Raw genomic sequence first — 13,428 nt, forward strand, 5'->3', positions numbered from 1 at the left:
CACAAAAATTTAATGTAACGATATACAGTTTAAGCTTTCTTAAAAACTGTAACATACAACAAGAATAAAAATTACCCTTTAAGAAAAGCTTTTAATGCCGTAATCGCTTCATCAGCTTTATCTCCTTTGGAACCACCAGCCTGTGCCATATCAGGACGGCCACCACCACCTTGGCCACCAAGAACAGTGGAAACAACACGCACTAAATCAACAGCATTCAACATATTTATTAAATCATCAGTAACCCCAACAACAGCGCTTCCTTTGCCATCTTCCGAAACACTAATAAAAGCAACCACCCCAGATTTAATTTGCTTCTTTCCAGAATCTACCAACGCTTTAAGATCCCGCACCGCAATGTTTCTAAGAACGCCCCCCATAAAAGAAATACCATTAATAATTGTAATGTCCTCTTTTCTACCCTGTAGAGCTCCACCATTCAGCGCAACATTTTTACGTGTATTATTCAACTCTTTTTCAAACTTACGACGATCATCAAGCAAATTCCTTATACGTTCTTCCAAATTAGCAGGAGAAGTTTTTAAAAAACTCGCCATTTCATAAATTCGCTTATCTTGTTGACGTAAATAAAGGCGTGCAGTTGTACCCGTTAAAGCTTCAATACGACGAACTCCAGAAGCTACAGAACTTTCACCAACAATATGAATCAAACCAATATCACCTGTTCTCTGCACGTGCGTGCCCCCACAAAGCTCAATTGACCAATGCCTTGTTAATTCTGTTGGTTCACATCTCTCTCCCATAGAAACAACACGAACTTCATCACCATATTTTTCCCCAAACAATGCCATTGCTCCTCCCAAAATTGCATCATCCAGCGCCATCAAACGGGTTGTGACCTTACTATTTTGCAGCACAATATCATTTGCCAAATCTTCTACTCTTTTTAATTCTTCTGATGAAATTGGCTTTGGGTGAGAAAAATCAAAACGCAACCGACTAGGAGATACTAAAGATCCCTTCTGTGCAATATGCGGCCCTAATATACAACGCAAAGCTTCATGCAATAAATGGGTAGCAGAATGATTAGCACGAATTTTTCTACGACGTTCAGAATCAACGGACAGTTCCACACAATCAGATATCTGTGCTTGGCCAGATTTTACTTCTCCAATGTGAATAAAAACCCCATCACCCCTTCTCTGGGTATCATGCACTTCAAAAACAAAAGACTCACCAGAAATAACGCCACTATCACCTACCTGCCCACCAGACTCAGCATAAAAAGGTGTTTGATTCACAACAAGCATAGCATCTTGTCCTGAAGAAATATGATCAACAATTTCACCATCACAAACAAGAGCTGTAATAACGCCCTCAGCTTTTTCTGTTTCATAACCTAAAAATTCTGTAGCGCCTACCTTATCACGAATAGAAAACCAAATTGTTTCTGTTATTGATGCGCCAGAACCAGACCAATTGGCGCGATTTTCGGCTTTCTGAAGCTCCATTGCTTTTTCAAAAGCATCAATATCAACAGATATTCCGCGACAGCGAAGGGCATCTTGCGTCAAATCAAGTGGAAAACCATATGTATCATAAAGTTTAAAGGCAACTTCACCGTCCAAATGATCACCTTCTTTAAGATCAATGCTTACTTCATTTAATAAACTAAGCCCTCGTTCAAGAGTTTTATGAAAACGCGTTTCTTCTAGCTTTAAGATTTCTGAAATTAAGGACTCAGCACGCACTAACTCGGGATAAGCTTGCCCCATTTCGCGTATTAAAACAGGCAAAAGTTTCTTCATTAATGACTCTTTAGCACCAAGAAAATGAGCATGACGCATAGCACGACGCATAATACGACGTAAAACATATCCTCGTCCCTCATTGGAAGGAAGAACACCATCAGAAATCAAAAACGCAGAAGAACGGAGATGATCAGCAATAACACGATGGCTGGCAACAAACTCACCCGTTGCCTTTATACCTGTTATCTCCTGTGAAGCGTGAATTAATTTACAAAAAAGATCAATATCATAATTATCATGAACACCTTGCAAAACAGCTGCGATGCGTTCTAATCCCATACCAGTGTCAATAGAAGGACAAGGTAATTCAGTTCGCTCTTCTTTATTAACTTGCTCATATTGCATAAAAACAAGATTCCAAATTTCAATAAAACGATCACCATCCTCATTAGCACTTCCAGGAGGCCCACCAAAAATTTCATCGCCATGATCATAAAAAATCTCTGAACAAGGACCACATGGACCTGTATCTCCCATCGACCAAAAATTATCATTGGTTGCAATACGGATAATTTTTTCGTTCGGAAGCCCCGAAATTTTACGCCATAATTCAGCTGCAATATTATCAGTATGATAAACTGTGACCAACAATTTATCTTGCGAAAGACAAAACTCTTTGGTTAAAAGATTCCATGCAAAAAAAATGGCTTCTTCTTTAAAATAATCACCAAAAGAAAAATTCCCAAGCATTTCAAAAAAAGTATGATGACGCGCTGTATAACCAACATTATCAAGATCATTATGCTTTCCACCCGCACGAACACATTTTTGCGCTGTTGTTGCTCGTTTATAAGGGTATTGTTCAAGTCCAGTAAAAACGTTTTTAAACTGAACCATTCCTGCATTTGTAAACATCAATGTAGGGTCATTGCGTGGAACCAGTGGACTCGAAGAAAGAATTTCATGTCCATTACGACGAAAATAATCCAGAAAAGCTGACCTGATACTATTAACACTATTCATATTTACACCTGTAGAATACAGTAAAAAATCGCAAAACCAAATAACTACCTAATACAGCACTCTTTGCTCGCTTTAGTGCTTTAATCAAGACAAAAATATTCTCTGCAAAAAAATAAAAAGTAAACGATCTTGTACTTCAAAATTCTAACAAATAAAAACAGAATAAACTTTAAATAAAGGAATCCTATTCAAACTAATATTATATCAGATTGTTTCCTCACCCTCTGTACTTTCTACTCCAGAATTTTCTAGCAATTCAATTGCGATTAGACCAGCATTCTGTCGTAAAGCTGTTTCAATCTCAGCCGCTATCTCTGTATGTTCACATAAAAACTGCTTTGCATTTTCACGCCCCTGCCCTAAACGCTGAGAATTATAAGAGAACCATGAACCAGATTTTTCTACAAGACCAACTTTAACACCTAAATCTATTAATTCTCCTAATTTAGAAATGCCCTCACCATAAATAATATCAAACTCAACTTGCTTGAATGGAGGTGCTAACTTATTCTTTACAATTTTAACGCGAGTCTGACTCCCAATAATTGTATCACGATCTTTAATAGCTCCAATGCGACGAATATCCAAACGAACAGAAGCATAAAACTTTAAAGCATTTCCACCTGTTGTTGTTTCAGGAGAACCAAACATCACACCTATTTTCATACGAATTTGATTGATAAAAATAACCATACAGTTAGAGCGAAAAATCGATGCTGTTAATTTTCGTAATGCTTGACTCATCAACCTAGCTTGTAATCCAGGTAAAGAATCGCCCATTTCACCATCAATTTCTGCACGTGGTGTCAAAGCTGCAACTGAATCAACAACCAGTACATCAACGGCACCAGAACGAACAAGTGTTTCTGTAATTTCCAATGCCTGTTCACCAGTATCTGGCTGAGAAATAAAGAGATTTGCTAAATCAACACCAAGTTTACGTGCATAAATAGGATCAAGAGCGTGTTCTGCATCAACAAAAGCACAAACTCCACCATTTTTCTGCGCTTCAGCAATAGAATGAAGAGCTAATGTTGTTTTCCCAGAACTTTCTGGCCCATAAATCTCAATAATGCGCCCTTTTGGTAGTCCACCTACCCCCAAAGCAATATCCAAAGATAACGAACCAGTCGAAACGGTCTCAATTTCAACAACTTGCTCTTTCTGCCCAAGACGCATAATCGAGCCTTTACCAAATGAACGTTCAATCTGTGAAAGAGCAGCCTCTAGAGCTTTTGTTTTATCCACAACTATATCCTTAGTGAGTTATAACAAATTTAATATACAGTATATACTGTTCTCTTCGCCTAATTAAAGCCTCGAATTTGGATGTTCACAGACTATTTCTTTTATTCTTAGTTAGATTCAACAAAATCCAATTCCCTCCACTTAAAAGAAACTACGTTTTCTTCAAGAGATAACATATTAGAGAGAGTCGCTTACACACTAAATTTATATACCGTTAATACCTTTTTCTTTAAATAAATCAAATACCCCCTACTCTATAGAACAGCAGTAAGTTCTTTTAGTTTAATCTGAATCTTAATTAAAATTATAATAATTATGACTAAATACAAAAAAACAATCAAAAATACATTCTCTCTTACTCTCTCTAAAATTTTATTTTTGATTAACTCGTTTTTGTCGTAACTTCTTCCACCAATCAAGACGCTTTATAATTTCCCGCTCAAAACCACGTTCTTGTGGCTGATAATAGATCTGATGCCCAAGTTCTTCAGGAAAATATTCTTGCCCTGAAAACGCATCTTGTTCGTCATGGTCATAACGATAACCATGCCCATATCCCTCTTCTTTCATAAATTTTGTAGGAGCATTACGAATGTGCTTAGGAGGAGATAAAGAACCGTTTTTGCGAGCACTATGCATTGCCGCTTTATAAGCAAGATAAGTTGCATTTGATTTTGGTGCAGTTGCAACATAAAGACATGCTTGCACAAGAGCTAACTCTCCTTCAGGTGATCCTAAATAACTATAGGCATCTTTTGCTGCATTACAAATTACAAGAGCTTGTGGATCTGCTAAACCAATATCTTCAATAGCTATGCGAACCAACCTACGCCCAATATATAAAGGATCTTCACCCGCATCAAACATACGTGCAAGATAATACAGTGCAGCATCAGGGTCAGAACCACGAACTGACTTATGCAGTGCTGAAATAAGGTTATAATGACTATCTCGTCCTTTATCATAAATCGGAGTTCGACGCTGAATTATGGCTTGCAGAGTTTCGGCATTAAAAACTTCTTCTGACTGTGCAGCACGCCAAATATCTTCTGCTAATGTTAAAGCTGCTCGTGCATCACCGTCAGATATCCTTATTAAAACTTCTCTCGCGTGATCATCTAAAGGCAGTGATCTTCCCTCTACTTTTTCAGCGCGTTTCAAAAGTATGTCCAAACTTGCATTATCATGCGCGCGAAAAGTTAAAACACGTGCACGTGAAAGAAGAGCAGCATTAAGTTCAAATGAAGGATTCTCAGTTGTTGCTCCTACAAGAATTATAGTTCCATCTTCCATAAAAGGTAAAAAACTATCCTGTTGAGAGCGATTAAAGCGGTGAATTTCATCGATAAATAATAATGTTTGACATCCAGACATCAAACGGGCTCGGGCTACTTCAAAAATTTTCTTTAGTTCCGATATTCCAGTAAAAATAGCAGAAACTTGTTCAAAGGCAAAATTTGTTTCAAGTGCCAACAAACGTGCTACCGTCGTTTTACCTGTGCCTGGTGGTCCCCAGAAAATCATAGAACTAAAAGAGCCAGACGCAACCATGCGCGAAAGAAAGCCCTCCGCTCCAATTAAATGGTTTTGCCCTACCACTTCATGAAGAGAGCGAGGACGCATCTTTTCTGCAAGGGGACGATTTTGATTAACACAAGAATCAAAGGGTAAAGTATAAAAATCTTTATTCAAATAAAACTCTCAACGAATCAATTGACGAATATGTAAACCATTGCGCTCATATTCTATTTCCCAAATATGTGAGTGTTTTTGCATAAGCACTTTTTTTAACTGACTTACAGTTTGAATTTTATGACCATTAACAGTATGCAAAATATCTCCAGGACGAAAAATACCCGCAGCATTACTTCTTTGGTCAACCTCAGTAATTATCACACCTTTCACAGTAACAGGAAGATGAAATCGTCGACTATTGTACCGCGTTAAATCTAATACTTCAGCACCAGAAAGGGGATTTTCTCCCACAATTTTTTCAGATTGTGCAAATGCAGATTCTGGTGTTGATAATACAGTTATTTCTGTTTTAAAAATTTTTCCATCCCGTAAATATTCTAAAACAAGGCTCTGCCCAATCCTAGTTGTCATCAAACGATATCCAAGACTATCTGGACTCTCAATTTGCATCCCTTGCACACTCAAAATAACGTCACCCACTTTCAAACCAGCTTTCTCAGCCGGACTACCTTTGATAATCTCAATAATGAGTGCACCATACGAATGTTCTAAACCCAAACCACTTGCAATATCAGGTGTAATACTTTGAAAAGATGCCCCAATATAAGGGGGCACAAGAAACTTTTCACCACGCTTCACTGTATCAAGCACAACTTTAATAAGATTAACTGGGATAGCAAATCCAATCCCTACAGAACCACCTGAACGTGAATAAATAGCCGTATTAATCCCAATTAATTGACCTTTCATATCAATTAAAGCCCCACCAGAATTACCTGGATTAATAGCAGCATCTGTTTGAATGAAAAAATCAAAATCAGAAATACCTATACGCGTACGTGCTTGTGCTGAAACAATGCCACTTGTAACCGTCTGACCAACACCAAAAGGATTACCAATTGCTAGAACAAGGTCTCCAACTTCCACTGCATCAGAATCTCCCAAAGGGAGAACAGGAAATTGAGCATCTTTTGAATTAATTTCAAGTACTGCAATATCTGTTGTTTCATCCTTTAATATAACTTTACTTTCAAATTCCCGGCCATCAGAAAAAGCAACTTTAATTTCGCTAGCATCCTTAATAACATGGTAACTAGTAACAATCAAACCACGTGCATCAACAATCACCCCAGATCCTAATGATGACTGAGTACGCAAAGATCGCTTACCTTGATAACGACCAAAAAATTGTTCAAAAAATGGATCTCCCTCAAAAGGCGAACGTACTCTAACTTTTCGTGCAGCATAAATATTCACAACGGATGGAACAGTCTTTTTCACTAAAGGAGCAAATGAAAAAGTAATATCTGACTGTTTTTGTGGAATTTGAGCATTCGCATAACAAAACGTTATTTGTGCCATAATCACAAAAAAAAGCCCTATTAAAATAGAATATTTCATTATTAGCTCCTTCAAAAACAAAAGCTTACTTCTTAATAAGATAAGAAGACCTCCTTACTTACCTTGAAAATCGGTGATCATCACTAAATAATCAATGATTTAGGCACAAAAAATTTATCCAAACAACAAACAATATAGAAATTAAACAACTCAACGAATAAAGTCACCTCTCTCCTTTTTACATAATAGAAAAAATTAGCTCTACAATTTTAATGAAAAAACGCCCTTAAAATTTAATAAAAAAACCGCCTTTAAAAGACGGTTTTTAAAAAGCTAATAAGAAAAATTGCTCCTTTTATGAAGCAGCTTCTTCTTTAACAGCTGTTGTTTCCATACGTGCACGATCAACAGCACCTTTTGCGTCAACATCGCGATCAACAAACTCAATAACAGCCATAGGAGCATTATCACCGGTACGAAAACCTGCTTTCATAATACGCAAATAACCACCTTTACGTGATGCATAACGTACCGCTAACGTATCAAACAATTTCGCAACATGCTTCGCATCACGAAGAGCTGAAATCGCTTGCCGACGTGCATGCAAATCTCCACGCTTACCAAGCGTAACTAATTTTTCAACGACAGGACGAATTTCTTTAGCCTTTGGAAGCGTCGTCATAATCTGCTCATGCTCAATAAGCGAAGCCGCCATATTTGCAAACATTGCTTTACGATGACTAGCAGTCCGGTTCAGCCTACGACCTGATTTACTGTGGCGCATAAGCCTTCTCCTTCAATGTTAATTTAATACTGATCTTCATAACGTTTCGCAAGATCATCAATGTTATCAGGAGGCCACGCAGGAATTTCCATCCCAAGATGGAGTCCCATACATGCGAGAACTTCCTTAATTTCATTCAATGATTTCCGTCCAAAATTTGGTGTCCGAAGCATTTCAGCTTCTGTTTTTTGTATAAGATCACCAATATAAACAATATTATCATTTTTAAGACAATTTGCTGAACGCACTGAAAGTTCTAATTCATCCACCTTTTTGAGCAAGGCTGGATTAAAGGAAAGTTCAGAATCCGGCTCTTCCACCAATTCTTTTTGTGGTTCTTCAAAGTTAACAAATACCAACAATTGATCTTGAAGAATACGAGCTGCAAAAGCAATCGCATCTTCACCATTAACAGCGCCATTCGTTTCGATTGTTAATGTCAATTTATCATAATCTAGAATCTGTCCTTCACGTGTATTCTCTACTTTATAGGATACTTTACGAACTGGCGAATAAAGGCTATCAACAGGAATAAGTCCTATTGGTGCATCATCAATACAATTTCTCTCCGATGGAACATAACCCTTTCCTGTATTGACAATAAGTTCCATGCGAACTTCTGCGTCCTCATCCAATGTGCAAATCACATGCTCCGGATTAAGAATTGCCATATCTCCAACTGTTTGTATATCTCCAGCTTTAACCACTCCGGGTCCCTCTTTACAGAGAATAACCCGCTTAGGCCCCTCCTCTTCCATACGTATAGCAATCTCTTTGATATTTAAAATAATATCTGTAACATCTTCACGAACACCCGGAATTGAGGAGAATTCATGTAAAATACTATCAATTTGTACAGCAGTAACTGCAGCACCACGAAGTGATGATAACAACACACGACGCAATGCATTTCCTAATGTCAAACCGAAACCACGCTCAAGAGGTTCTGCAACCACACTTACAATATTCGGATCATTATGCGCGTGAAACTCAACTTTACTGGGTTTAATTAATTCCTGCCAGTTTTTCTGGATCATATTTTTATTCCTGTTCTTTAGTTCCGTTACCATTCAATCGCAACGGCCAGCGTGAACATCGGAGAAACCTCCGACAATGAAAAACAATACCCAAATTAAACACGCCGCCTTTTTCGCGGACGACATCCATTATGAGGAATTGGTGTCACATCACGAATGGAAGTAATTAAAAAACCAACAGATTGCAATGCACGTAAAGCGGATTCACGACCTGCTCCGGGCCCACAAACTTCAACTTCCAACGAACGCATACCATGTTCTTGTGCTTTTTTGGCACAATCCTCTGCAGCAACCTGTGCAGCAAAAGGCGTAGACTTACGTGATCCCTTAAATCCTTGAGCTCCAGCAGATGACCATGCAATTGTATGTCCCTGAGAATCAGTAATAGTAATCATTGTATTATTAAATGTTGAATTGATATGTACAACACCTGATGAAATATTCTTACGCTCGCGACGACGAATACGTGTGGCTTCCTTGGCCATAGCCTTCCTTTCAACGATCTCTTTACTGCCGTAATACCAGCAGCTCCACCTTATTCGCTCTTGTTTTAAATATTCAACAAAAACAAAATATCTAAAATAAAACCTTCATAATCAATTAAAGCAATTAAAGATTTTTACTTCTTCTTACCAGCAATTGCTTTAGCAGGACCTTTACGTGTACGCGCATTTGTATGCGTACGCTGCCCACGAACGGGCAAAGAGCGACGATGGCGTAAACCACGATAACAGCCAAGATCCATCAAACGCTTTACACTCATCGCAACCTCCCGACGGAGGTCCCCTTCAACCTGATAGCTTTGGTCTATTGTCTCACGAATCTGTAAAACTTCTGCATCCGAAAGCTCATGTACACGACGCTCTGGAGAAATACCAACTTTCTCGATAATTTCCTGAGCAAATTTTTGTCCAATCCCATAAATATATTGAAGCGCAATAACTACACGCTTATTTGTCGGGATATTGACGCCAGCAATACGGGCCACGCCTATTCTCCTTGAGTATGTTAACAGTTTACCATAAAATACTTGAAGCATTTTATAGAAAAAAATGGCTTCGGTTCAAACATATTCCGAATCCTGTTATTCCTACTGAAATGAATCAAAGCGATTTCTGATAGATTTCATTATAAAAGTCAACTCTTTTCAATTTATTTCTGATAAAGTCCTTCATTTAAAAAGCTCTTTAATTGCGCGCGATACATCAGAAATATCAGCCATTCCATCAACCGTTTTTAGTAATCCAATATCTGAATAAAACTTTGATACAGGAGCTGTTTTCTCACGATACTCAACTAGTCGTTTTGCAAAAGCACCAGGATTATCATCTGAACGAACCTGCCCACCAGAAACAACCGTTTCCTGTACACGCTTTTTTATACGCTCAATCAACGCATCTTCATCAACAACAAGCTCAATAACCGCATCAAGTTGTACATTTTTTGATTTTAAAATTTGCTGCAATGCCTCTGCTTGTGCCAAGGTCCGCGGATACCCATCCAATATAAAACCACCCACGCAATCACTTTCACTAATACGATCTGATACAATTCGATTAACAATATCATCAGAAACCAAAGAACCAGATTCCATTATTGCTTTAGCTTCTTTACCAACTTCTGTTTCTTTCATAATAACTGCACGCAGCATATCACCGGTGGACAACTGAGGAATATTATATTCCTCTGTAAGCATTTTAGCTTGCGTACCTTTGCCAGCACCAGGAGGACCTAAAAGAATCACCTTCATCGTCTTCTTCTACCTCCACGAAGTTTTGATTTTTCAATCAATCCCTTATATTGGTGCGCAACAAGACTCCCCTGAATTTGAGCAACTGTATCAAGTGTAACAGTAACAACAATGAGTAAAGATGTACCACCAAGATAAAAAGGAATATGCAATGTTGATATCATAAACTCAGGAAGTAAACAAATCAGAATAATATAAATAGCTCCAATAACAGTAATACGCGTTAAAACGTAATCAATATACTCAGCCGTACGCTCACCAGGGCGAATCCCTGGGATAAAACCAGAATGCCTTTTTAATTGTTCAGCTGTATCACTTGGACTGAATACAATAGCTGTATAGAAAAAGCAAAAAAATGCCATCAAAGCAGCGTAAACAATCATATAAAGTGGTTGTCCATGACTAAGGAAAAAAGAAATATTTTGAACCCATTGCGGCATTTTATCAGAAAAATTATTAATAGTTGCAGGTAATAATAATAAAGATGAAGCAAAAATTGGCGGAATAACACCAGCAGTATTTAACTTCAAAGGAAAATGAGACATATCACCTTGAAACATCTGATTTCCAACTTGACGCTTTGGATACTGAATAATAATCCTCCTTTGTGCCCGCTCTACAAAAACAATAACTCCAATAATAAGAACAGCAACAACAACAATTCCTATTAATAAAAAAGTTGATAAATCAGCTTGACTATGAGCAGTTAAAAGTTGAGCAAACGTAGAAGGAAAATTTGCTACAATACCTGTAAAAATAATGAGAGAAATTCCATTACCAATGCCACGTGATGTAATCTGCTCACCAAGCCACATCAAAAATATTGTGCCACCAACTAATGAAATAACTGCTGAAATACGAAATATTATACCTGGTTCTATAACTATTTGGAGACCTGTTCCTATGCCAGTTTCAAGCGCAACTGCAATACCAAAAGCTTGTAAAATTGCCAATATAACAGTCATATAACGAGTATATTGATTGATGATCTTACGACCGAATTCCCCCTCTTTTTTGAGAGCTTCTAATGAAGGAACAATCGATGTTAATAACTGTACAATAATTGATGCTGATATATAAGGCATTATACCTAAAGCAAAAATTGCCATACGCCCAACAGCACCCCCAGCAAACATATTAAACAGCCCTAATACACCAGATGCATGATGTTCAAATGTTTGTCGTAAAACATCAATATTAATACCCGGTAGAGAAATATAAGTACCAAAACGATACACAAGAAGCGCAGCCAAAGTAAACCAAATACGTTTTTTTAATTCAGTTGCACGCGAAAAAGCGCCAAAATTCATATTGGAAACCAATTGCTCTGCAGCCGATGCCATAAATTTTCTCCAGTTTATAGGCTAAATCTTTAACTTAAATAAACATAACCTTTAGAATTCATACCACCATATAAAAAACGAAAGGCTCAATATTCTTTATAAATAATGAAGTAAAAGAGAGTTCATATTTCCCTGCATTATTTAGTCCGTAATTATTGAGTAACTTTGCAAAAATTAACCTGACCACCAGCCTTTTCAATCTTTTTACGAGCCATTTCAGAAGCCCCAGAAACATTAAATGTCATCTTAACTTTTAGCTCTCCATCAGAAAGAAGGCGCACACCATCTTTTACCCGACTAATAATACCAGCTTCTTTTAATGTAACAACATCAACTGATTTCTCAATATCCAATTTACCCGCATCAACTGCTAACTGAATACGGCCTAATGAAACTTCATTGTAAGCTTTAGAAAATAAATTCTTAAATCCGCGCTTTGGTAAACGGCGATAAATAGGCATTTGCCCTCCTTCAAAACCATTAAGCGACACACCAGAACGTGACTTCTGACCTTTAACACCACAACCACCAGTTTTACCGGTTCCAGAACCAATACCACGCCCAATACGCTTACGGCTCTTTGTTGCGCCCTCACGATCACGTAATTCATTGAGCTTCATTTTATATACTCCTGCAACCTTTAATTTTTTTCTATAACGCGAACAAGATGCTTAACCTTAGCAATCATACCCCGCACACAAGGTGTATCTTCCAAAACACGACGACGATGCATTTTATTTAATCCAAGTCCCTTTAATGTTGCACATTGAACTCGCGGTTTTCGAATCGCACTTCTAATTTGTTCTACCGTCACAATCTTGCTAATCTGAGATTTTTTTTGAATCATTTTTAATTCCCTTTTCGACAAGCCTAGACATTATTCTTCCGAATCAATCATATTTTGACGACGCGACTGCAATACTGAATACTTAATACCTCGCTGGGCCGCAATACTTTTAGGATGCACTTGGCGCTTTAACGCATCAAAGGTAGCACGTACCATATTATAGGGATTTGATGACCCTAATGATTTCGCAATAACATCCTGCATACCAAGTGTCTCAAAAATAGCACGCATTGGCCCGCCAGCGATAATACCAGTACCAGCAGAAGCTGCGCGTAACAAAACATAACCAGCACCATGACGACCTTCAACATCATGATGTAATGTACGTCCAGACCGCAGCGGTACATGAATCATTTCACGTTTTGCAGACTCTGTAGCCTTACGAACTGCCTCAGGCACTTCACGCGCTTTACCATGACCAAAACCAACACGCCCCTTTTGATCTCCAACAACAACAAGAGCAGCAAAACCAAAACGCCGACCACCCTTCACAACTTTAGAAACACGATTAATATGAACAAGCTTATCAACAAACTCACTATCACGTTCATCCCGATCACTACGCTCTTTTTGTGCCATTCCTCATTCCTTTTTTCTTTTCCGGAAGCACGCTAACAAAGTCCCAGCACGAAATCAAAGGAACTTGTA

Annotated in this window: 13 protein-coding genes; all 13 read right to left on the minus strand. The window is 38.0% G+C overall.

Annotation, left to right across the window (positions count from 1 at the left end):
* Positions 1–71: 71 nt before the first annotated feature.
* Complete coding sequence (alaS, locus tag O99_RS02025) at positions 72–2,735, minus strand: alanine--tRNA ligase (protein ID WP_035006034.1); 2,664 nt, start codon at positions 2,733–2,735, stop codon at positions 72–74.
* Positions 2,736–2,939: 204 nt separating this feature from the next.
* Entirely contained in the window at positions 2,940–3,983 is a 1,044-nt protein-coding gene (gene recA / locus O99_RS02030) for a recombinase RecA (protein ID WP_035006036.1), read from the minus strand.
* A 372-nt stretch (positions 3,984–4,355) separates the two neighbouring features.
* Positions 4,356–5,675 carry a replication-associated recombination protein A gene (locus O99_RS02035; protein ID WP_035006038.1) on the minus strand — a complete coding sequence of 440 codons (1,320 nt, stop codon included), beginning with the start codon at positions 5,673–5,675 and terminating at the stop codon, positions 4,356–4,358.
* Positions 5,676–5,684: 9 nt separating this feature from the next.
* Positions 5,685–7,079 (minus strand): DegQ family serine endoprotease, encoded by a 1,395-nt coding sequence (locus O99_RS02040; RefSeq protein ID WP_035006039.1) that lies wholly within the window; start codon positions 7,077–7,079, stop codon positions 5,685–5,687.
* A 295-nt stretch (positions 7,080–7,374) separates the two neighbouring features.
* On the minus strand, positions 7,375–7,803 hold the full coding sequence (gene rplQ, locus O99_RS02045; protein ID WP_035006041.1) for a 50S ribosomal protein L17: 429 nt from the start codon (positions 7,801–7,803) through the stop codon (positions 7,375–7,377).
* A gap of 23 nt (positions 7,804–7,826) precedes the next feature.
* Positions 7,827–8,840, minus strand: a complete 1,014-nt coding sequence (locus O99_RS02050; protein WP_035006046.1) for a DNA-directed RNA polymerase subunit alpha — start codon at positions 8,838–8,840, stop codon at positions 7,827–7,829.
* A 95-nt stretch (positions 8,841–8,935) separates the two neighbouring features.
* On the minus strand, positions 8,936–9,325 hold the full coding sequence (gene rpsK, locus O99_RS02055; RefSeq protein ID WP_035006048.1) for a 30S ribosomal protein S11: 390 nt from the start codon (positions 9,323–9,325) through the stop codon (positions 8,936–8,938).
* Positions 9,326–9,459: 134 nt separating this feature from the next.
* On the minus strand, positions 9,460–9,828 hold the full coding sequence (gene rpsM / locus O99_RS02060; protein ID WP_035006050.1) for a 30S ribosomal protein S13: 369 nt from the start codon (positions 9,826–9,828) through the stop codon (positions 9,460–9,462).
* Positions 9,829–10,011: 183 nt separating this feature from the next.
* Positions 10,012–10,590: an adenylate kinase gene (locus tag O99_RS02065; protein ID WP_035006051.1), complete on the minus strand. Its 579-nt coding sequence runs from the start codon at positions 10,588–10,590 to the stop codon at positions 10,012–10,014.
* The gene (gene secY, locus O99_RS02070; protein ID WP_035006053.1) at positions 10,587–11,933 is read right to left on the minus strand and encodes a preprotein translocase subunit SecY; all 1,347 of its coding nucleotides are present in this window, start codon (positions 11,931–11,933) and stop codon (positions 10,587–10,589) included. The genes O99_RS02065 and secY overlap by 4 nt, the downstream gene beginning before the upstream one ends.
* Before the next feature lie 152 nt (positions 11,934–12,085).
* Positions 12,086–12,553, minus strand: a complete 468-nt coding sequence (gene rplO / locus O99_RS02075; RefSeq protein ID WP_035006055.1) for a 50S ribosomal protein L15 — start codon at positions 12,551–12,553, stop codon at positions 12,086–12,088.
* 20 nt (positions 12,554–12,573) lie between these two features.
* The gene (rpmD, locus tag O99_RS02080) at positions 12,574–12,780 is read right to left on the minus strand and encodes a 50S ribosomal protein L30 (protein ID WP_035006056.1); all 207 of its coding nucleotides are present in this window, start codon (positions 12,778–12,780) and stop codon (positions 12,574–12,576) included.
* 30 nt (positions 12,781–12,810) lie between these two features.
* A complete protein-coding gene (gene rpsE, locus O99_RS02085; RefSeq protein ID WP_035006058.1) occupies positions 12,811–13,359 on the minus strand; it encodes a 30S ribosomal protein S5 in 549 nt (182 codons plus the stop codon).
* Positions 13,360–13,428 lie beyond the last annotated feature (69 nt).

The organism is Bartonella rochalimae ATCC BAA-1498 (assembly GCF_000706645.1).
Taxonomy (GTDB): domain Bacteria; phylum Pseudomonadota; class Alphaproteobacteria; order Rhizobiales; family Rhizobiaceae; genus Bartonella; species Bartonella rochalimae.

Excerpts from the sequence above, each read along its gene's own strand:
- alaS (WP_035006034.1), bottom strand. The coding sequence starts at position 2,735 with ATGAATAGTGTTAATAGTATCAGGTCAGCTTTTCTGGATTATTTTCGT.
- O99_RS02040 (WP_035006039.1), bottom strand. The coding sequence starts at position 7,079 with ATGAAATATTCTATTTTAATAGGGCTTTTTTTTGTGATTATGGCACAA.
- rplQ (WP_035006041.1), bottom strand. The coding sequence starts at position 7,803 with ATGCGCCACAGTAAATCAGGTCGTAGGCTGAACCGGACTGCTAGTCAT.
- O99_RS02050 (WP_035006046.1), bottom strand. The coding sequence starts at position 8,840 with ATGATCCAGAAAAACTGGCAGGAATTAATTAAACCCAGTAAAGTTGAG.
- rpsK (WP_035006048.1), bottom strand. The coding sequence starts at position 9,325 with ATGGCCAAGGAAGCCACACGTATTCGTCGTCGCGAGCGTAAGAATATT.
- O99_RS02065 (WP_035006051.1), bottom strand. The coding sequence starts at position 10,590 with ATGAAGGTGATTCTTTTAGGTCCTCCTGGTGCTGGCAAAGGTACGCAA.
- secY (WP_035006053.1), bottom strand. The coding sequence starts at position 11,933 with ATGGCATCGGCTGCAGAGCAATTGGTTTCCAATATGAATTTTGGCGCT.
- rplO (WP_035006055.1), bottom strand. The coding sequence starts at position 12,553 with ATGAAGCTCAATGAATTACGTGATCGTGAGGGCGCAACAAAGAGCCGT.
- rpmD (WP_035006056.1), bottom strand. The coding sequence starts at position 12,780 with ATGATTCAAAAAAAATCTCAGATTAGCAAGATTGTGACGGTAGAACAA.
- rpsE (WP_035006058.1), bottom strand. The coding sequence starts at position 13,359 with ATGGCACAAAAAGAGCGTAGTGATCGGGATGAACGTGATAGTGAGTTT.